Annotated in this window: 19 protein-coding genes and 1 tRNA gene; 10 read left to right on the forward strand and 10 right to left on the reverse strand. The window is 53.5% G+C overall.

From position 1 onward, the window contains the following. Positions 1 to 4: 4 nt before the first annotated feature. The 10 genes from selA to I6L37_RS15035 all read right to left on the reverse strand — a co-directional run bounded on the left by selA (position 5) and on the right by I6L37_RS15035 (position 9553). The gene (gene selA, locus I6L37_RS14990) at positions 5 to 1417 is read right to left on the reverse strand and encodes an L-seryl-tRNA(Sec) selenium transferase (RefSeq protein WP_216992251.1); all 1413 of its coding nucleotides are present in this window, start codon (positions 1415 to 1417) and stop codon (positions 5 to 7) included. A gap of 216 nt (positions 1418 to 1633) precedes the next feature. Beyond that, positions 1634 to 1725: transfer RNA gene (locus I6L37_RS14995), tRNA-Sec, on the reverse strand. A 192-nt stretch (positions 1726 to 1917) separates the two neighbouring features. After that, complete coding sequence (gene hycI, locus I6L37_RS15000) at positions 1918 to 2409, reverse strand: hydrogenase maturation peptidase HycI (protein WP_216992252.1); 492 nt, start codon at positions 2407 to 2409, stop codon at positions 1918 to 1920. Further along, positions 2409 to 2843: a formate hydrogenlyase maturation HycH family protein gene (locus tag I6L37_RS15005; protein WP_216992253.1), complete on the reverse strand. Its 435-nt coding sequence runs from the start codon at positions 2841 to 2843 to the stop codon at positions 2409 to 2411. The genes hycI and I6L37_RS15005 overlap by 1 nt, the downstream gene beginning before the upstream one ends. Continuing rightward, positions 2836 to 3651, reverse strand: a complete 816-nt coding sequence (locus tag I6L37_RS15010; protein ID WP_216992254.1) for an NADH-quinone oxidoreductase subunit B family protein — start codon at positions 3649 to 3651, stop codon at positions 2836 to 2838. The genes I6L37_RS15005 and I6L37_RS15010 overlap by 8 nt, the downstream gene beginning before the upstream one ends. Further along, positions 3651 to 4229, reverse strand: a complete 579-nt coding sequence (locus I6L37_RS15015) for a formate hydrogenlyase complex iron-sulfur subunit (RefSeq protein ID WP_216992255.1) — start codon at positions 4227 to 4229, stop codon at positions 3651 to 3653. The genes I6L37_RS15010 and I6L37_RS15015 overlap by 1 nt, the downstream gene beginning before the upstream one ends. Positions 4230 to 4238: 9 nt before the next feature. Next, on the reverse strand, positions 4239 to 5957 hold the full coding sequence (locus I6L37_RS15020) for an NADH-quinone oxidoreductase subunit C (RefSeq protein ID WP_216992256.1): 1719 nt from the start codon (positions 5955 to 5957) through the stop codon (positions 4239 to 4241). Positions 5958 to 6037: 80 nt separating this feature from the next. Continuing rightward, on the reverse strand, positions 6038 to 6991 hold the full coding sequence (locus I6L37_RS15025) for a respiratory chain complex I subunit 1 family protein (RefSeq protein WP_216992257.1): 954 nt from the start codon (positions 6989 to 6991) through the stop codon (positions 6038 to 6040). Position 6992: 1 nt separating this feature from the next. Next, positions 6993 to 8888, reverse strand: coding sequence for a hydrogenase 4 subunit B (gene hyfB, locus I6L37_RS15030; RefSeq protein WP_216992258.1), 1896 nt, complete (start codon positions 8886 to 8888; stop codon positions 6993 to 6995). Next, positions 8888 to 9553, reverse strand: coding sequence for a 4Fe-4S dicluster domain-containing protein (locus I6L37_RS15035; protein ID WP_216992259.1), 666 nt, complete (start codon positions 9551 to 9553; stop codon positions 8888 to 8890). Before I6L37_RS15035 ends, hyfB begins: the two co-directional genes overlap by 1 nt. A gap of 650 nt (positions 9554 to 10203) precedes the next feature. Between I6L37_RS15035 and I6L37_RS15040 the strand changes: the two genes are divergently transcribed. The 10 genes from I6L37_RS15040 to I6L37_RS15085 all read left to right on the forward strand — a co-directional run bounded on the left by I6L37_RS15040 (position 10204) and on the right by I6L37_RS15085 (position 19121). Beyond that, positions 10204 to 10923 (forward strand): GntR family transcriptional regulator, encoded by a 720-nt coding sequence (locus I6L37_RS15040; protein WP_254203493.1) that lies wholly within the window; start codon positions 10204 to 10206, stop codon positions 10921 to 10923. Further along, positions 10924 to 11358, forward strand: coding sequence for a PTS sugar transporter subunit IIA (locus I6L37_RS15045; RefSeq protein ID WP_216992260.1), 435 nt, complete (start codon positions 10924 to 10926; stop codon positions 11356 to 11358). 1 nt (position 11359) lies between these two features. Beyond that, on the forward strand, positions 11360 to 12145 hold the full coding sequence (locus I6L37_RS15050; protein WP_216992261.1) for a PTS sugar transporter subunit IIC: 786 nt from the start codon (positions 11360 to 11362) through the stop codon (positions 12143 to 12145). After that, positions 12138 to 12914, forward strand: a complete 777-nt coding sequence (locus tag I6L37_RS15055; RefSeq protein WP_216994179.1) for a PTS system mannose/fructose/sorbose family transporter subunit IID — start codon at positions 12138 to 12140, stop codon at positions 12912 to 12914. Before I6L37_RS15050 ends, I6L37_RS15055 begins: the two co-directional genes overlap by 8 nt. Positions 12915 to 12931: 17 nt before the next feature. Continuing rightward, positions 12932 to 13426, forward strand: a complete 495-nt coding sequence (locus tag I6L37_RS15060) for a PTS sugar transporter subunit IIB (RefSeq protein WP_216992262.1) — start codon at positions 12932 to 12934, stop codon at positions 13424 to 13426. After that, positions 13426 to 14142, forward strand: coding sequence for a sugar isomerase domain-containing protein (locus tag I6L37_RS15065; protein WP_216992263.1), 717 nt, complete (start codon positions 13426 to 13428; stop codon positions 14140 to 14142). The genes I6L37_RS15060 and I6L37_RS15065 overlap by 1 nt, the downstream gene beginning before the upstream one ends. Positions 14143 to 14151: 9 nt before the next feature. Then, the gene (locus I6L37_RS15070; protein ID WP_216992264.1) at positions 14152 to 15309 is read left to right on the forward strand and encodes a glycoside hydrolase family 88 protein; all 1158 of its coding nucleotides are present in this window, start codon (positions 14152 to 14154) and stop codon (positions 15307 to 15309) included. Next, positions 15310 to 16062: an SIS domain-containing protein gene (locus I6L37_RS15075; protein ID WP_216992265.1), complete on the forward strand. Its 753-nt coding sequence runs from the start codon at positions 15310 to 15312 to the stop codon at positions 16060 to 16062. Positions 16063 to 16076: 14 nt separating this feature from the next. Next, positions 16077 to 17471 (forward strand): OprD family outer membrane porin, encoded by a 1395-nt coding sequence (locus I6L37_RS15080; RefSeq protein ID WP_216992266.1) that lies wholly within the window; start codon positions 16077 to 16079, stop codon positions 17469 to 17471. Positions 17472 to 18515: 1044 nt separating this feature from the next. Then, positions 18516 to 19121: a 4Fe-4S binding protein gene (locus I6L37_RS15085; protein ID WP_216992267.1), complete on the forward strand. Its 606-nt coding sequence runs from the start codon at positions 18516 to 18518 to the stop codon at positions 19119 to 19121. The last annotated feature ends 40 nt before the right edge of the window (positions 19122 to 19161 follow it).

Below are 19161 nucleotides of genomic sequence, written 5' to 3' on the forward strand. Positions count from 1 at the left end.
GGGATCAGGACTCCCGTGGTGCAGGGGTGAGCAGATCGGTCAGCTGGGCAATCAGAGGGGCCATGTCCTCTTCGAGCAGGGTGGCCATATTGAGCAGCACCTTCTGCTGGCGCATGGTGGCAATCACCGGCACCGGGAGTTCCCGCAGGGCATCGAGCAGCTGCTGGGCTGGACGCGGATCCCGGCAGGCCAGCGCAGGGGCGGGGTAGAACTCGTCCGGCAGGGTGCCGCCTCCCACCACCAGCTGGGCGGGCAGGGCGTCAAAACAATCGGGCAGGGCGGCCATCAGCCGATCGGATCGAACCTGCATGGCGGCAGGATCGGCAAGGGTGCGTTGGGCTATCCCTTCGCCAAGGGGAGACTTGTTGAGCTTGTGGATGAGCAGGCGTTCCAGCAGGGAGTGGATGATGCGACTTGGGCGGAAGGTGCGCATCATGGGGTGTTTTTCCAGCCGTTTGATAAGGTCCGCACGGCCGCTGATGATGCCGCACTGGGGCCCGCCCATCAGCTTGTCGCCGGAGTAGCAGACCAGATCCGCCCCCGCCTTGAGGTATTGACGCACCGGGGTTTCATCCGGCGCAAACTCCTCGCAGGTCAAGCCCGAGCCCTGATCCACCGCGAGCACCACATGATCCGGCAGGGCGCGGGCCAGCTCGCCGATATCGGGGGATTCGGTGAAGCCGCGAATGGCGAAATTCGATCTGTGCACCATCAGCACCATGGCCGTCTCATCGGTGATGGCGTTGAGGTAATCCCTGGCCGTAGTGATATTGGTGGTGCCCACCTCCACCAGTTTGGCGCCCGAGAGCGCCAGAATATCGGGAATGCGAAAGCCGCCGCCAATCTGGATCTGCTCGCCACGGGAGACGATCACCTCGCGCCCGCGAGCCACCTCCTGCAACAGCAAGAAGAGGGAGGCGGCGTTGTTGTTGACCACCAGGGAGTCCTCGGCCTGGGTGAGGCAGGTGAGCAAAGTGGCGATCAGCCCCTTGCGCCCGCCGCGCTTGCCGGTAGCGAGCTCCAGTTCCAGATTGTTGTAACCGGTGTTGAGATCGCGCACCTCGTCCCACAGTCCGCTACTTAGCGGGGAGCGCCCCAGATTGGTGTGTATCAGGGTGCCGGTGGCGTTGATCACCCGGGTCTGGCGCCGGCGCACTTGCTGCTTGCAGCGTTTGGCAATGAGTGTCTCAAGGTGGGCGGGAGTCACTCCGTGCTGGCGAAATGCCTCGCTCTGGCGCACTTCGCTCAAAGTATCGCGCACCACCCGGGTCACCAGCGGCCGGCTCAAGCAGGCGATATGGGGGACGAGGAAGGCTTGCTGCAGCAGTTGCTCCACCTGGGGCAGGCGATGGGTCGGCTGCTGATGGCGTGGCAACGGATCGTCGAAGGCGGCATGAGTCAAAGCATGGTCTAGCATGGGAGTCCCCCGAAGAGTGCGTGGCTGGGATACACACGCTTCACCGATAGGGGAACCAGGCCAGATGGATATATTGACGCAGCCAAATGATTCAGAATATTAATGATGCGACATATTCTGACAAATTAATGGGTGGTCAAATTGAAGCTGCCCGGAATGATATTGGCAAGCGGTGTTGATTCGATTTACCTAATATATGATTTTAATATATGAAAGTGGCGGAAGAGGCAGGAATCGAACCTGCCAGAGCCTTCTCGGCTCACATCGGTTTTGAAGACCGAGGGGGCCACCAGACCCCATCAACTTCCGCGTCGGCCGCCATTCTGTGCCAATCTGTACGTGCTGGCAATGCTTTTCTGGTCGTGTTGAGACAATATTTTGAAAATTTTAGGTTGAATTGTTTTATATCAAAAACAGGACAATTAGCCCGATGTCATTCATTTAACATCGAGCATTGATTAAATATTTTGGCAGGTGCCTTTTAACACTCCGTTAAATATTCAGGCGGTATCCTGCGCCATATTCCACTGTGCCAGTTTATTTATTAACAAACCGCTATCCCGGGCGCAATCAAGATGCTGATGCAAATAATCCATGGCGCCGCTCACCATCCCGGTCATCGGGAAGGAGAAGGCAACGATGGCCGGTTGTACCCCGACAAAGATCACCTTTGGGACAAAGGTCTTGAGCTCGTCGATCAGGAAATTGAGCGGCATGTTGTGGGTCGAGAAGATAAACATCTCGGCGATGGTCTCGGGGGGGATCACCTTGAGGGTGCCCGCCTTTTCACCGATCTCGGCGGCATCCACCAGCACCACCCGCTCCGGTTGCAGCTCCCGCACCTTGTAGACCGCATTTTCCGGCGCGATGCCGCCGTCGATATGGATCCAGCCGGGCAGGGGGGCGGCCTGCAGCTTGTCGGCGAGATAGGGGCCGGCACCGTCGTCCCCCATCATGGCATTGCCCACGGTCAACACGAGATTGCAGCCCATCAGCGGCTCCTTACCATCAGGTACATATGGGGATCGTTAAAGAGGGCGGTGAGCTGATCCATAAAGGTGTTGGTCCAGCCCAGCTCATGCTCATTGAGCACATTGTCGGCTTTGCGCAGCCGGTCGAAGGCGCAGGCCAGCATATGGCAGTGCTCGCGATAGATGGTGATCTCGCCAAAGGTGAGAAACCCCTCCATCTTGCGGCGCGCTTCGCTCCCCTCTGGCAGCTTGGCCACCCAGTCGCGATAACCCGTCAGCGAGCAGACCAGGTCTGCTCGCAGGCAATCGACGATGCCGAGGTGGTGGCCGATGGCGAGGCTGTAGTAGATCACCTCTTTGGCCTGCCCCATCTCCTTTGCCGAGGCGGGCGGCACGTCGAACTGCTCGTCGACGAACTTGCGCGAGAGGCGATAGAAGAAAACCTCGTCAGCCATGCAGCGCCTCTCCCTTGCCGGCCGCCCGGTTGAGGCAGGCGTTTGCGAGGTTGTTGACGATCTCCGCCAGGCGCGGATCCTCGTGCTGATCGAGGTAGCTCTGGATACGCAGATCCACATCCTGCCGGGTCGCCCCTTCGAGCAGGGCCATAAACTCGTCGGCGATGATCCGTCCCTGCCGGTAACCGGCCATGCGGCGTGCTTCGCGCTCGATCATCACCCGAATTTCGTTGGGGATACCGGTGTGGCGCAGTTCGACCCGCTCACCCGGTTGCACCTCATGGCTGGTGGCTTTGAGTTTCTGTTCAAGCAGACCGAGCGCCACGGCAAAGCCGTAGATGGTTGCGGCGGGAGTAGGCGGGCAGCCGGGAATATAGACATCCACCGGTACGATTTTGTCGGTGCCGCCCCAGACGCAGTAGAGGTCGTGGAAGATGCCGCCGTCACAGCCACAGGCACCGTAGGCGATGCAGATTTTGGGATCGGGGGCTGCCTCGTAGGCGCGCAGGGCCGGTACCCGCATCGCCCGGGTCACCGCGCCGGTAAAGAGCAGAATGTCGGCATGGCGGGGGGAGGCGACCACCTTGATGCCGAAACGCTCGGCATCGAACAGCGGGGTGATGGTGGCGAAGATCTCGATCTCGCAGGCGTTGCAGCCGCCGCAATCGACCCGGTAGACATAGGCCGAGCGGCGAATGTCCTTGAGCAGGGTCTTCTTGAGTTTGGTGATCTCGGGATCCTGTGCCAGCGGCACGGCGCGGGTATGGGCATGGCCGACAACCGGTTCTATGCCTTTGATCTTGCTCATCACATCCACTCCTTTTGTGCGGCCATCGGTGTGGCTATCGGTGTGACCAGGGCCGAGTCAGGCTGGCTCAGCATGCTCTGTTTTCGTTTGCAGTCGGGGCAGTGGTGCAGCCGCTCTGGCGGCGCTAGCGGCTTGGCATCGCGAGCCAGCGGCGTGCCTGCCTGCTTGAGGGTGTCCTCCACCAGCGCCACCAGCTTGCTCGGGGCAAAGTAGGTGCCGCACAGGGTGCAGGGGGCCAGCGCGAAGCGGGCCTCCTCATAGAGATCCGCCTTGTTGGTCACCGCCAGTTCGAACTCGGGGGAGAGGGCGATGGCGCGGGTCGGGCAGACCTCCTCGCAGCGGCCGCAGAAGATGCAGCGCGCCATGGAGATCTCCCAGCGCCGTTCGCCGGTCTCCATGTCCACTTCCATCACCAGCGCGTTGGCCGGGCAGGCCTTGGTGCAGGCGGCGCAGGTGATGCACTGATCCGCCTGATATTTCGGTTTGCCGCGAAAATCCCGGTTCACATCAATAGGTGCGAAGGGGTACTTGGCGGTCGGGGTGCCAGCCTTGAGGATGGTCTTGAACAGCTTGATCATGATGACCCCTTATTTCAGCGGAGAGTTTTTGCGATCGATGCCGTAGCGCTCGATCTCCTTGTAGGAGACCACGGTGGATTTGCCCTTCCTGGGGTCGACCAGGGTGACCCGATCGGTACAGGAGTAGCAGGGATCCAGACTGCCGATAATCAGCGGCGCATCCGCCACGGTATTGCCGCGCAGCATGTAACGCAGAGCAGGCCAGTTGGCGTAGGTGGCGGCGCGGCAGCGCCAGCGGAACAGCTTCTGGTTATCTCCCGTCATGCTCCAGTGGACGTTCTCGCCGCGGGGCGCTTCGGTAAAGCCCAACGCAAACTTGCCCGGCTGGTAGGTGAATCCTTCGGTCAACAGCGGCCCCTGTGGCAGGTGTTCAAGACCAAACTCAATCATGTCGAGGGAGTCGTAGAGCTCGTGGATGCGCACCAGCACCCGGGATTGCACGTCGCAGCCCGCCTTGGTCTGGATCTCCATCGGCAGCTCGCGGTAGCCGGCAAAGTCGTGGACCCGGCGCACGTCGCGCTTGAAGCCGCTCGCCCGCACCATGGGGCCGACGCAGCTGAAATCGCGGGCAATCTGCGGGTCGAGCTTGCCGATACCGATGAGGCGGGAGGAGATGTTGGCGGTATCCAGCAGCATGGCCACCAGGGGTTTGAGCTCATCACGCAGCTCGCGCACCAGCTGGGCGCCCTTGATGCGATCCTCCTTGAAGATGTCGCGGCGTACCCCGCCAATCAGGTTGAGACCGTAGGTCTTGCGTGCGCCGGTCAGCAGCTCGGCCAGGGTCATGGATTTCTCCCGCACCCGGAAGAACTGCATGAAGCCGGTGTCGAAACCGGTGAAGTGGCTCGACAGGCCGATGTTGAGGATATGGCTGTGCAGGCGCTCTACCTCCAGCAGCACGGCGCGGATCATCTTGGCCCGCTCGGGCACCGCAATGCCCATGGCGTTCTCCACCGAGGTGGTGTAGGCGACGCTGTGGGTAAAGCCGCAGATGCCGCAGACCCGGTCGGTCAGGAAGGCCACTTCGTTGTAGCCCATGCGGGTTTCCGCCAGCTTCTCCATGCCGCGATGGACATAGAAGAGGCGGTAGTCGGCATCGATGATGTCTTCGCCATCGACGAACAGACGAAAGTGCCCCGGTTCGTCCGAGGTGATGTGCAGCGGGCCGACCGGCACGATGCGGTTGGCATCACTGCCGAGCTCATTGACGAAGGGGTAGGTCTCGGTGTCGGTGGTGGGCATCGGGCGCTGGCGGTAATCCATGGCGTCCTTGCGCAGCGGGTGGATATCCTCCGGCCAGTCGTCCGGCAGTACCAGACGGCGTTCATCCGGCAGGCCGATGGCGCGCAGGCCGTACATGTCGCGGATCTCCCGCTCGCCCCATACCGCCGCCGGAATGGTCGGGGTGATGGAGGGGTACTCCTGGGTATCGGCATCCACCAGCACCCGGACTGTGATCCAGCACTTGGTGTCGCCCTCCATGGAGAAGACGTGGTAGACGGCAAAGTGGCCGTTGAGGCTGCGCTCGTCATTGGCAAAGGAGAGCGGAAGCCAGCCTCCCAGCTGATGGAAGATCAGACTGGCCGTCTCGACCAGACTGGTGGGTTTGACGGTGATAGTGGCCTGATCGGCGGTTTGCCACACCTCGTCGACGATGGCGTGGGGCAGTTGGGCTCGCACCTGCTGGATGTAGTCGCAGCCGATGCGATCCGAAATGGCGATGGTCATGCAGTTCTCACTTTAATGTTCGGGAATGAGCATTCACAAATGATGAAATCGGAAAAAGTTGCTGTGCTGGCGGGCATGGCTCAGATCCCGACCAGATAGGCGAGCAGCGCCAGCAGGGCCAGTCCCAAGGCGTAGCGGGTGAGCTTGTGGGTGCGCACGAACTGGGTACGGGCCATGGCGTTTTCGATGATGCCAGCCAGTAAAAAGGCCACCAGCAGCTTGCAGGCGAGGATCAGCGCCGCGCCGATGAGCGCAGGCAGACTCCAGTTGGCCGCCTTGCCGAAGGGCAGGAAAATCACCAGAAAGAGCTGCACCACCACCAGCTGCTTGAGGCCGATGGAGAGCTTGAGCAGGGCCAGGCCCGCACCGGAATACTCGGTGAGCGGCCCTTCCTGCAGCTCCTGCTCGGCTTCGGCGCAGTCAAAGGGCAGCTTGCCCATCTCGACAAACACCGCGAAGGCGCAGGCGGCGCCGGCCAGCAGGGTGGCAACCGGCGCGGCCAGTGGCTGGGTCGCCACATAGCGGCTGATGTTGCCCAGATCCGAGCTGCCCACCATCATCGCCATGATGAAGCAGGCGAGCACCAGAATGGGCTCCACCAGAATGCCGAGGGTCAGTTCGCGGCGGGCGCCGATCCCTGCAAACATGCTGCCGCTGTCGAGCCCCGAGAGGGAGAAGAAGAAGCGGAAGATGGCGAACAGATAGATATCGGTGATGAGATCCCCGGCGATGGGGAAGGGAGACTCGTGAGTCAGGGTCGGCAGCGCCATCCCTACCAGCAAGAGGGCGGCGATGAGCAGCGCAGGCATCAGGTTGAAGATGATGCCTGCAGGCTCGGGGGTTACCTCCTGACGGCGCAGGAGCTTGGCGATATCCCGGTAATCCTGCAGCAGGCCCGGTCCCTGACGGGAGTGCATCCTGGCCCGCAGCACCCGGTTGAAACCGGTGGCGAGCGGCGCCAGCGCCAGCATGGCGATGGCCTGGGTCAGGGCGAGGGCAACCATGCCCCAGCTCGGCATTTCAAGAACAGGCATATCAGACTCCTACAGCCATCAGGATAAAGAGCGCCAGCACAACACCATTTATTAAAGAGAGCAGCGGCCAGCCGGTCGTTCCGCTGGTATCGCTCACCCCGTGCAGGGCGCTGGCCAGATCGAGCTGCGGCTGCTTGCGATAGAGCGGCGCGCAGAGTTGGCGCAAGGTGTGGGTGACACCGCCGGAGGTGAGGCTCATGCGCTCCTCGTAGGCGTAACCACAGGCCCATGGCGTGCCTGCGTGACGACGACCCAGCTTGGGCCCCTTGAAGATGGCCAGTACCAGCAGCGGGATGAGGAACAGCCCCAGCAGGGTGATGGCGATAACGGGTGGGGAGAGGATCGCCTGGCTGCTATCTAGCGGCTGCAGGGTGGCGCCGGTGGCGACGCTTATCTGGCTCGTGACTTGAGTAGAGACCAGGGCCTGGCCATAGCTGGCGATATGAGGGGCAATCCAGGGGGCGCCCAGACCCAGCACCAGACAGACGGCGGCCAGCAGCAGGGTGCCTGCCACCATGGCGCCCGACACTTCGCGGGCGTGGCTCGCCTTCTCGCTGCGCGGGGCGCCGCAGAAGCAGATGCCGTACACCTTGACGAAGCACATCACCGCCATGGCGCCGGTTACCGCCAGCATCACTACCGCGAGCGGCGCGACGACAGAGGTGCCGAGTTTGGTCATGGAGAGCAGCGACTGGTAGATAAACCACTCGCTGACAAAGCCGTTCAGCGGCGGCAGCGCCGAGATGGCCATGGCACCGATGAGGAACGCCAGCGCAGTCCAGGGCATCAGCTTGGCCAGCCCCCCCATCTTGTCCATGTCGCGGGTGTGCAGGCGGAACATCACTGAACCGGTGCCCATAAAGAGCAGGCTCTTGAAGATGGCGTGGTTGAGCAGGTGATAGAGGGCTCCGAGCAGCCCCAGCACCACCAGTGCCGGTTGCTGGTTGGCGATGCCGATCATGCCGATCCCCATCCCCATCAGGATGATGCCGATGTTCTCCACCGTGTGGTAGGCGAGCAGCCGCTTGAGATCGTGCTCGGCCAGCGCAAACAGTACCCCGAGCACTGCCGAGCAGGCACCGAAGATCAGTACCACATAGCCCCACCAGAGCTGGCTGGCACCGAGAAAATCGATGCTGACCCGCAAGATGCCAAAGAGACCCAGCTTCACCATCACGCCGGACATCAGCGCCGAGATATGGGAGGGGGCGACGGGCTCGGCCACCGGCAGCCAGCCGTGCAGCGGCACAAAACCGGCGCGCAGACCAAAGCCGCAGAAGCTGAGCAGGAACACCAGGGAGGCCAGGGCGCCCGCCAGATGGTGCTCGCGCAGTGCGGCGAACTCCAGCGAGCCGCTTTCGCGGCAGAGCAGCCAGAAGGCGATCAGCACCAGCGCCATGCCGATATGGTTCATCACCAGATAGAGACGGCTCTGTTTGGCGGCTTCCGGGTTGGTCTTGACCAGCCAGTAGGTGGTGAGGGTTACCAGCTCGTAGCAGAGCAAGAAACCGAGCGCATTGTCGGCCAGCACCATGCCCACCATGGCAAAGAGGAAGAGGTTCATCAGCGCGCCGATGGCCACATCCCCCTTGCCCTGATATTCGCGGATATAGGCAAAGGAGTAGAGGGCGACTGCGACGCCGACGGTGCTGATGACCAGCAGCATCAGCGCGGAGAGCATGTCGAGATGAACCGAGCCCAGTAGCCAGAGCTGGCCGTCGACGGGCGCGCCTTGGGCAAAGATCTGGATGGCGGCGACCAGGCCCGCGAGCGAGCCCAGCAGGGCAAGGCCACTGTTGAGGCGGTTAGCCAGTGCGGGCAGCTTTTGCAGGAGCAAACCGACGGCGGCGCCCAGCAAAAAGAGCAGGAGCGTGGCCATAACAAGGGGGGACAACATCAGCACGCTCCCTCTGTGGTGGATAAATCGGATGCAGGGATCGCCGTGGCGGGCGCCGAGAAGGCAGAGGCCCCTTGCGGGTTGGTGTCGGCCGCTTGTTGGCGACGGATACGTGCGGCGCGTTCGGTGTCGCCGTCATTGACCAGCTTCAGCGCCTGGGAGGGGCAGGCACCGACACAGGCCGGCCCATCGGCGCGAAATTCGCACAGGTCACACTTGACCGCGATGCTGCGCACGCCCGGCTCCCAGCTCAGCAGATCCTCGCCAAAGCAGCCGAGGCCCGCGGAGGTGGAGGGGTTGCTGGAGCGGATGGAGCAGGGGATATAGGTGTCGTAACTGGTGGCCACGGCCACCGGACGGCTACCGCCGCTCTGGATGGCGCCAAAAGGGCAGGCCACGGCGCAAAGGTTGCAGCCGATGCAGAGCGACTCGTTGAGTTGCACGCAATCGCCGGTCTGGCGAATTGCCTCGACCGGACACACCTTGCTGCAGGGGGCATCGTCACAGTGACGGCACTGAACCGGCATGGTCGCCTGTTCGTGTCGCATAACGGTTAAACGGGGGGCTTGTTGCAAACCTTGCGCCTTGTGTACCTCGCTGCAGGCCGCCATACAGGTGCCACAGCCGATACAAAGCTTGGGGTCAGCGATAACGAAGCGGTTCATAGCCTACCTTGTCGTGTCGCGAAGGAATGGAGTAGGCGCTGGATGGCAAAATGCGGGCCAATATGGATTTGGCGTGAATTATCACCATAAGCTTATGTTTTTAAATAAATTTATTTTTTAGGTGAGAGCGCAGCAAGAAGGCTGGTAGATGTCGAACTGTGACGTTCGTCACTTGTGACGAACTATCTTGGTCTCCAGGAAGAGGGCGGATGAGAAGCGGCTATCAGCCGGCATCATCACAAGCGGGAGACCGTTGCGTACCCATAACGCACTTATGGGAAAACGTTTTCAAATTTATGACGAGCTTCGTCACAAAATGACGTATTAGATCTCCACTTAACCGGTTAACCTGTTAAGTTATACGTATGGTGACTGGGAGGAACCCAGAAAATTTCACATCACCATGTGTTAACAAGACTGTCAGGTGAGTCAGGGTATCGAACAGATAAACGAGCAAGATATAAAGGATCTTAAATAGAACAAAATTCACTCATATAGAAGTGTTTTACTCAATAGATGTTCGATGACAAGAATGCTCTTTCATAGAGTGGCACAGTTTTCATGCATATCAATGTATTGATCTGCTGAGCGTCCCTCATTAGAGGGCTTCAAAGTTCCTTTTCAGATGCATTATTATTGAAGGTATACGAATGTCTAGCAAAGCAAAATATTTGACAATCAAGAGTGAGCTGATCGCCGAGATAAATGAAGGCAAATATACTCCAGGTCAAAAATTCTATAGTGAATCAGAATTGAAATTAAAATATGGCGTCAGCTCTGCTACCGTCATCAAGGCAATTCATGAACTTGTCAATGAAGGCTTTTTGTTTCGGCAACAAGGGAAAGGGACCTTTGTATCAAAAGCAAAAAGAAACAAAAATGTATTAATTTCTGAAAGCGATTTTAACATCAAGTTGAATAGCTCTCAGGTGTCATTGATTAGTGTTTCTGTGGCATCAACGCCTTCGATTAACGTGATATTAAATCAACTAAACCAGCAGGAATTTTACAAGATTGTAAGATTGAAGTCTGAACAGAGAACGCCCTATGCGGTCCAGACATCTTACATAGCAGAAAAATACTTGAATCCACAAAAACTCATAGCAGGGGGAGGCGATATTTCTCTGTATGAACATTTGGCAGAATTCAACAACATTGATATGTACGCCATGCCATTCACGGAGGAAATTACAGTGATAAATTGTCCTGATGATGATATTGCATCGCATCTGTCAATTCCGAAAAATTCGGCAGTGGTGAGGATACTGAGAACCACCCGCATGCCGTCCGGTGATGTGATTGAATATATTGAAACATTTAAAAGAATTGAATCTTTTTATCTAAAATTGGAGTCAACTCGAGGTGGATAAATGGAAGTGTTGTTGATATCTCATGATGGTATCGCAAGTGGTGCAAAACGATCAGTGGAACTTATTCTTGGAGAGCAAGAGAGATTAAGTGTCATTGAATTGACAGCTGCGGAAGGTATTGGTGTTTTCGGTACCAAACTGGCTGATTTCATATCCATGAAAATCAAGGAAACGCAACAATTCCTTATTATTTCAGACTTGCAGAACGGGTCTCCATACAATGCTGCTGCAGCATATATCATTCAAAATAACCTTGCCAACAAGGTCACTTTGCTCACAGGGATGAATTTGAACATGGTACTTGAGTCCGTACTTTTTGATGGTGATGAGCTCACTCACGATGGTATTGGCCAGATACTGGGTATATCGGTGGAAGGAATATCCATGCTGCGGATGCAAGAACATCTCACCTTGATTTCTACAGGAGATGAATAACATGTTTGAACACATTGAACTGTGGCAAATTTTGCTCTTGTCTGCGTATTCCGCACTGGCGATATATGATGGCAACAACACAACGATTGGTTTTGTAAAACCGACCATGGCTGGTTTTTTTGCCGGCGTTATTATGGGGGATATACAAACGGGGCTGATGGTTGGCGGCACTCTTAACTTGTTGGTATTGGGTGTCGGCAACTTTGGTGGTGCCTCAATTCCTGATTATATGACCGGGGCTTTGCTGGGAACGGCATTTGCCGTGATGAGCGGTAAAGGGGCCGAATTTGGTGCCACGATTGCCATCCCCATTGGTCTCTTGATGGTCCAACTGGATGTGCTGGCTCGCTTTATCAATACCTTCATCCAGCATCGCGCCGAAGCCCTTATCGAGAATGGTGAGCCTGACAAGGCAGCAAATATGAACTTGCTGGGCATCATACCCATGTCGTTATCACGCATGATCCCGGTATTTTTAGCGCTGTCGTTGGGCTCGGTCTTTGTAAATGATGTCGTGTCATATATCCCAGATGCAATCATGAACGGCTTGAAAGTGGCAGGGGGAATGTTGCCTGCGTTGGGTATTGCAATCCTGTTGAGATATCTGCCGGTTAAGAAAAACATGTCTTTCTTGATTGTCGGTTTCTTTTTGTCAGCGTACCTGTCAGTCCCGGTATTGGGCGTTGCCCTGGTCGGTTTGGCGATTGCTATCGCATATTTCAATTCCAGTGATGATGTAATGAAAACATCCACCAATCTGCAGCATGAGGCTATGGGTGATGAATAAGATTATAAATAAGGTTTTTTGGCGCTGGTTTTTTTTTGGTCAGGCTGGTTGGAACTATGAAAAAATGCAAGGTCTGGGATACCTGTTCAGTATCATCCCTTTCCTAAAGTATAAATATAAATCCAAAGCTGAACTGATTTCGGCAGCACAGAACCATTCTCAGTTCTTCAATACCAACAACACCATGGCACCATCTATTCTGGGTGTGAATATCGCGCTGGAGAATGATACGGGACTCGAGGGTAAAAACGCCGTCACATCGACCAAGATGGGGTTGATGGGCCCCCTGGCCGGGATTGGTGATACCTTGTTCTTTGTTATCCCAACGACTATTTGTGGTTCCATTGCATCGTACCTTGCTTTGCAAGGCAATCCTCTTGGTCTGCTGTTGTGGCCTATCTTTGGTTTGATTCGCTTGGCCTTCATGCGTTACAGCGTCAAGGTTGGCTACAACGAAGGGGTCAAGTTGGTTGGGCAGCTCAGTACGCAACTGAACAAGATCACCAAGTCAGCAAATATTCTGGGTCTGACAGTCGTCGGTGCTCTCATCCCGACAGTGGTGAAGGCCAAGCTCAGTTTTGAATTTAGCTATGGTGAAGTTTCTCTCAAATTACAAACCATCGCTGATCAGCTGATGCCAGGGTTGATGCCGTTCTGTGTCGTGATGCTGACATATTGGCTGTTGGGCCTTAAGGGAATGAACTCTACCAAGGTAATCTTTATTCTCATGTTCTTTGGTGTTGCTTCTTATAATCTCGGCATTTTCTGATATCAAAAGGTATAAAGATGAAAGGTATTTCACATATCCGTATTGATGATAGGTTGATCCATGGTCAAGTTGCTACCCGCTGGGTTAGTTACTACTCGGCAAATAGAATCATGGTGATTGATGATCAGGTATCTTGCAATGATGTTGAGAAAAGCATCTTGAGAATGGCCGCGCCAGCAGGTGTCAATACATCAATTATTTCAACACAGACGGCGATTGAAAATATCTCTTCCGGTAAATATGAAGGTCAGCGAGTTCTGGTTCTGGCCAAGAAACCTGAAGTGATCAAGGCGCTGGTCGATGGTGGGGTAGATATAAAAGAATTTAATATTGGCAACATGTCTAATCGCCCTGATACAACACAGATAAAGCGCTCTGTCAGTGTGACTGAGGGCGAGAAGCGCGACATTATGTCACTCATTGAGCGTGGTGTAAAAATCACCGCCAGAATGGTACCTGATGATGGTGAAGATCTCATCACTTCATTCTCAAGCAACTATTGGGCATCGTGATGAGACAACTCGAAAAGTTCAAAAGTAATATTTTTAGTGTCATTGAAAAAATCGATGAAACTCAATTTGAAGAAATTGAACGTGCTGCCGAGATTTTCAAAAGTACAGTAAAAAACAAAGGGATTATTTACGCTATTGGAACTGGGCATTCATTTGCCGGTGCGATTGAATTTGCTGGCCGAGCTGGTGGATTCGTAAATACCAGGGCTCTGGATAATTTCTACGGTCATAGTGGTTGGTTTGAAAATATTGAAGGGGTTGGTGATGTCTTCTCTTCTTTGCTGGATCTGCAACCTCATGATGCGTTTGTAATTATCTCCAACTCCGGCAACAAGTCGTTGCAGGTTGAATTGGCTCAGAAGATAAAGCAGCTTGGTATTAAGATCATCGCCGTAGTCAATAAAGGCGATGCCAATAATGCTGCGCCGAAGCACTCAAGTGGCCTGAAGTTGGCAGATCTGGCGGACGTGGTCATCGATAATTGCTGTTTCTCCGGTGACTGCTCTATCGAGATCCCTGCATCAGAGGTGAAGGTAGGTCCTACATCCTCAATTGCGGTCGCATATATAGCAAACTGTATTTCTATCCGTGCTACTGAATTGATTATTGATTCGGGAATATCATTGCCGATATTGAAGTCAATCAATCAACCAGGTGGTAAAGAATATAACCTCTCCTTATTGGATGAATATAAGAGTAGAGTGTTTACCATCTAGAGATAACCTATGATAAAAAACAGTATTTATCACCTTGAACATCTCCCTCCTATCAGTAATGAAGAAGTTGTAGATGAATTAAGGTGGGCATGTCAGAAACTAAAAAAATTAATTGATAAAGTCGGCACTGAATTTCCATCAGCGTGTGCAGTTGACAACAAATATTTGCTGAAAAAAAACAATGATTGGACGAATGGTTTTTGGACAGGAATGTTGTTGATTGCATATGAGTTTACTGGGGACACTTTTTTTAAAGATAAGCTAGATGGTCTGCTGGATGATTTCATTGAACGATTGGATAAGCATATTGTTCTTGACCATCATGACATAGGGTTTCTTTATAGTCTCTCATTGGTCGCAGCAAGGCAGGTTTTTGATACCGACAAGTTTGACGCTGCGATTACTTTAGCTGCTGATAAATTGGTAGACAGATATCACGAAGACTCCCAATTTATTCAGGCATGGGGGAATATGAGCGATGATAAAGAGTACAGATTGATCATCGATTCATTGATAAATCTACCACTGCTGTACAAAGCTCATGAAATATCAGGTAATGAAAAGTATTCTGATGTGGCACTGAACCACTTTGGAAAGATAGCTGGAAATATTTTTAGAGAAGATTACTCCAGCTATCATACCTATTACTTCGATCGAGCTAGTAAGTTGCCACTAAAAGGTGAGACATTCCAGGGATACAGTGACTCATCATGCTGGGCTCGTGGACAGGCGTGGGCAGTATTGGGATTGCCATTAACATATAGATATCATCCCGAGTTAATCGACAATGATAAATATATGGCGATATGCGACTATTTCTTGTCTCGCTTGCCTGAAGATGGTGTTCCATTTTGGGATCTCCACTTCAAAGCAGAAGATAATCAGCCCAAAGATAGTTCAGCATTGGCGATTACAGTCTGTGGCTTGCTTGAAGCCGGTTCATTGTTGAAAAATGATGATTTTCACACGCTCTCTCGGAAATTATTGAAAAGTCTCCGTGACAACATGACATCCAGAGAGGATGCGGAGTGTGATGGACTATTGAAGCATGGTGTTTATGCCTTTTCTCTGGGGAAGGGAATAGATGAATGCAATCTATGGGGAGACTATTACTACATGGAGTCCCTATATCGAGTTCATGCAGGTCAATGGCAAACTTATTGGTAGATGATGATGCAGGAAATTTTCTTTGATTGTGTAACCACAAGCCTGAAAACTATTCATGAGTCACAACGTCAGACAATGCTCGATGTGGCGCAGAAATTGTCAGAGATAGTACGCAACGATGGCATCGTTTATGTATTTGGCTGCGGCCATTCACATATCTTTGCAGAAGATGTTTTTTATCGAGCTGGTGGACTTGCATGCGTTCGGCCAATCTTTATTGAACCCTTGATGTTGCATGAAGGCGCCGCCAGATCGTCTTATCTGGAGAAGCAAGAGGGGTATATTACTGAGCAGTTATCGGCTTACGATATTTCAGATAGAGATGCTCTTATCGTGATATCTACATCGGGCATCAATCCTGCTCCGGTGGAAGCGATCTCCTGGGCCAAGTCGCATGGTGCGTTAGCAGTAGGGATTACCAGCTATCAATATTGTGATACGCAGTCATCGCGGCACTCTTCAGGGCAGAATTTGAGAGATGTCGCGGATATATCCATCGACAATAATGTACCAATTGGTGATGCGGTGCTGAACTATGGTAATTGCACTCCGTTTACACCGATCTCATCCATTAATGGGATTTATATCATTCAGTCACTATTTTCTGAATTGGTAAAAAGTCTCAGTGAGGCAGACTATTTACCTCCGATTTTTAAAAGTGGAAATATATCAGGTTCGTCCGAACATAACGTAGCACTCTTGGAACTGTATAAGGATAAAGTTCCAGAGTTGACGTTGAATAATAACAAATAAAAAGGTAATAACGAATGCATAACCATAAGATTACTCCAAAACTGATTGTATTGGCATTGATGTCAGTGTATGGCACGGCAGAGGCAAGTCCCGTCAGTGATGATCTGCACAAAGCATTCATTGAGGATTCATCATTGAATCTGAACAGTGCTGTATATCTTCGTCACCGTGCAGTGAAAGACGCCAAGACAGGATCCTATTCCACCGATGGTACACGTGGAGGGATTGAGAACAAAACTGCCAACGTATCTCTTGATTACAAGAGTGGTTTCTTCAATGACATTGTTGGTGTCGATTTTATGGCAGCCAGCAACATCAAGCTGGGTTCTTCGGTCGGTCAGTCTGAAGTTCTGTTGTTTGATTATGACTGTAATGGTGATGGCAAGTTGTCTCCATGCGAGAAGAGCTATGCCGCCATTCCCATTGCAGCGCTGAAAGCAAAATACGGAAATGAACATGTCTTGTTCAATTTCACTGGTGGCTACACGACCATCAACTCCGGTACCATCAAGAATAGCTGGGGACTGAACCCTCACTCTTACCGAGGATTTGACAGTTCATTTACCGTGGACAAGTTGAAACTGACGTACGCTTGGGCAGATCAGTTCAGGAATGACTGGACCAAGTCTTTCCATGATATGACCAATACATGGCATCAGAATGAGGCGGCGCATCTCAGCGGCATCAAGGCTGGCAAGATAATCGATTATATTCAGTCAGCCGGTATCGTATATAATACAGGCAACACCATCTATGATCTGGCCTATGGGGAAGGTGAGGGTTATCGGAAGAACTGGCACCTCCTTGTCACAGATAGCCACAAGTTTGATAATGGTGCTGCACTTGCCACCTCTGCATATTATCAGGGCGGTAAATACATCACCGAAAAATCAAATATTAAAGATCCTTCATTGGAATATTATGCAGGGATTGGTTTGACCTTGACCAAGGACAATGCCACGTATTTTACCGGGTACAGCCAAAACAAGGCTGAGTCTACCAGGGACTACAACTTCCGTCTGACGCCATGGGCCAACTCTGACAAACGTGACTTCCAGCAGACGCTATCTTTCTTGGAAGACTATAATGTCGCTGGCGCTAAGGCGATTAAAGTCGGCTTCAAATACAATATGCTTGATTTTGGCCTGCCTAACCTGACTCTGGGCACATCGGCAAACCATGCATGGCATGTCGTCTCTGACGTGTTGAAAGTAAAAGATAAAAGAACTTACGACGGCACCATGCAGTCTTGGGACTTCCTGGTTACCTATAAATTCAATGTGGGTGACATGAAGAACATTAATATGACCGTTATGCCGGCGTTGTTCAGAACCAAAGATAGCAATGCCAAGCAAGATCGAAACGATATTCGAGTCGTATTCACTCACTCGCTCAATCTGTTGAACTAATATATAACATAATAGTTGTTAATCTAATCGGTGCTGCTCCTGTTTTACAAAGTCGATATTCCATTATCGCCTTCAGTAATATATGGCCTATGGTGAAATACACTTCTCATTACTATATAATGAGGGATGTTCCATGGGGATTTTCCAACACGTTGTAAAGTGATAATAAATGTAAGGTAGTCAAATTTTCTAAACCGATATTGATGGTAAATTGAGCTGAAAATAGAAACTCCTGTCACTTTGACTGGATTTTCTGGCTGCACCAGATGGGTAATGAACCATCGAGTTGCAGCTTCAGGCCCCAAGGCGTGTTGCTCTTGGGGCCTTTTTATTGGCTTGATCTGGGGGCAAGGCCAGCGATGCAATGAGGTCGCACCTTCATGACGGCCATGTCCCGCGCTCTACTGTCGGCACGGGGTTGCACCACATGGTCCAGGTGTCTATCACACTCTGCTCGTCTGTGCGGGATATCGGGGCCATGGATGGATGTTGGCCAGACCATCATGTTCGCCCCAAGCTTCTGTGTTGTGATGAAGGCCGCTTTTGCAACCGTCCTTATCATGGCCTGATGCGGATCAATGGAGTATGTATTTCGTTCCTTAACCGTATACAGACCGCATTCCATAATATCGCTTCAGATGACGGCTCCTTTGCAAATAAGGGCTAAGCGCGTGCCACCATCTGCCGCACGTTATCCTATCTGATGGAAAGACAAGGAAGGGGGCGGGCGAGCAAGCAACAATAGGTGATTGTCCCCCGATGGCAAGAGGCCGTGACACGACGGGCTGTCGCTCCGTAGCCCCGGTGTCGATCTCGTCACTTTTGTCGTGTCGATCACACTTTCTCCCCTTGTTGCCGGGAGTGTCACCGGCGGCAAATTATGCCGTATTAACTTATTTTTCCTTTTATTTTCAGCTGGTTGTTAATTCATGTGTGGGTGTTCCCACTTCTGGCCTGATAAATGCTTAGTGGGGGCTGGCCGCATTTTGCCTGCTTGGTGGGTGAGGGCGGTCGGGTGTAACGAACCATTTAGGATCCCTCTCTATGAACAGCTTCGTGATTGCCGATCCCGGTCTCTGTATTGGGTGTCGTACCTGTGAGGTGGCGTGCGCCGTTTCACACCAGTCAGGGTCTTGCAGCGGGACCCTTGCGCGGGAGGGCGGCCTGCATCTTGCCATCGAGGATGGACATCTGGTCTCCAAAGACAGCCATTTTCAGCCGCGCCTGAAGGTGATCGTGGGCAGCAAGGTGACCACGCCGGTGCTCTGCCGTCAGTGTGAAGACAAGCCCTGTGCCATGGCCTGCCCGAACAACGCCATCGTCACCGAGGATGGCTGCGTCAAGGTGCTGCAGGCGCGCTGCATCGGCTGCAAGTCCTGCGTGGTGGCCTGTCCTTACGGCGCCATGGCGGTGGTGGTGAAAGAGGTGGCCCCTACGGCCGATTCGCTCTTCAAGCGGCCGCAGACCAAGGCGCAGGCGCTCAAGTGCGATCTCTGCCAGCACCGCGAGGCGGGCCCGGCCTGTGTCGAGGTGTGCCCGACCCAGGCACTGCGACTGGTTACCCCGGAGAGCCTTGAGACCCTGAACCGGCAAAAGCAGCTGGCCAGTGCCGAGGCGCTGCTGGCAGGCCATGTCCCGGCGCAGGTCTGAGCGGGCTTTACCGAACATTTTTCGTTAATAAAAGAGTGTG

The organism is Aeromonas sp. FDAARGOS 1407, from assembly GCF_019048725.1.
Classification (GTDB): domain Bacteria; phylum Pseudomonadota; class Gammaproteobacteria; order Enterobacterales; family Aeromonadaceae; genus Aeromonas; species Aeromonas enteropelogenes.

Bases quoted from the DNA above. Each gene is read 5' to 3' on its own strand.
- I6L37_RS15015 (WP_216992255.1), bottom strand. From the start codon at position 4,229: ATGATCAAGCTGTTCAAGACCATCCTCAAGGCTGGCACCCCGACCGCC.
- I6L37_RS15060 (WP_216992262.1), top strand. From the start codon at position 12,932: ATGAAAGGTATTTCACATATCCGTATTGATGATAGGTTGATCCATGGT.
- I6L37_RS15080 (WP_216992266.1), top strand. From the start codon at position 16,077: ATGCATAACCATAAGATTACTCCAAAACTGATTGTATTGGCATTGATG.
- I6L37_RS15065 (WP_216992263.1), top strand. From the start codon at position 13,426: ATGAGACAACTCGAAAAGTTCAAAAGTAATATTTTTAGTGTCATTGAA.
- I6L37_RS15010 (WP_216992254.1), bottom strand. From the start codon at position 3,651: ATGAGCAAGATCAAAGGCATAGAACCGGTTGTCGGCCATGCCCATACC.
- I6L37_RS15070 (WP_216992264.1), top strand. From the start codon at position 14,152: ATGATAAAAAACAGTATTTATCACCTTGAACATCTCCCTCCTATCAGT.
- hyfB (WP_216992258.1), bottom strand. From the start codon at position 8,888: ATGTTGTCCCCCCTTGTTATGGCCACGCTCCTGCTCTTTTTGCTGGGC.
- I6L37_RS15025 (WP_216992257.1), bottom strand. From the start codon at position 6,991: ATGCCTGTTCTTGAAATGCCGAGCTGGGGCATGGTTGCCCTCGCCCTG.
- I6L37_RS15020 (WP_216992256.1), bottom strand. From the start codon at position 5,957: ATGACCATCGCCATTTCGGATCGCATCGGCTGCGACTACATCCAGCAG.
- I6L37_RS15075 (WP_216992265.1), top strand. From the start codon at position 15,310: ATGATGATGCAGGAAATTTTCTTTGATTGTGTAACCACAAGCCTGAAA.
- I6L37_RS15050 (WP_216992261.1), top strand. From the start codon at position 11,360: ATGTTTGAACACATTGAACTGTGGCAAATTTTGCTCTTGTCTGCGTAT.
- selA (WP_216992251.1), bottom strand. From the start codon at position 1,417: ATGCTAGACCATGCTTTGACTCATGCCGCCTTCGACGATCCGTTGCCA.
- I6L37_RS15040 (WP_254203493.1), top strand. From the start codon at position 10,204: ATGTCTAGCAAAGCAAAATATTTGACAATCAAGAGTGAGCTGATCGCC.
- I6L37_RS15085 (WP_216992267.1), top strand. From the start codon at position 18,516: ATGAACAGCTTCGTGATTGCCGATCCCGGTCTCTGTATTGGGTGTCGT.
- I6L37_RS15005 (WP_216992253.1), bottom strand. From the start codon at position 2,843: ATGGCTGACGAGGTTTTCTTCTATCGCCTCTCGCGCAAGTTCGTCGAC.
- I6L37_RS15035 (WP_216992259.1), bottom strand. From the start codon at position 9,553: ATGAACCGCTTCGTTATCGCTGACCCCAAGCTTTGTATCGGCTGTGGC.
- I6L37_RS15055 (WP_216994179.1), top strand. From the start codon at position 12,138: ATGAATAAGATTATAAATAAGGTTTTTTGGCGCTGGTTTTTTTTTGGT.
- I6L37_RS15045 (WP_216992260.1), top strand. From the start codon at position 10,924: ATGGAAGTGTTGTTGATATCTCATGATGGTATCGCAAGTGGTGCAAAA.
- hycI (WP_216992252.1), bottom strand. From the start codon at position 2,409: ATGGGCTGCAATCTCGTGTTGACCGTGGGCAATGCCATGATGGGGGAC.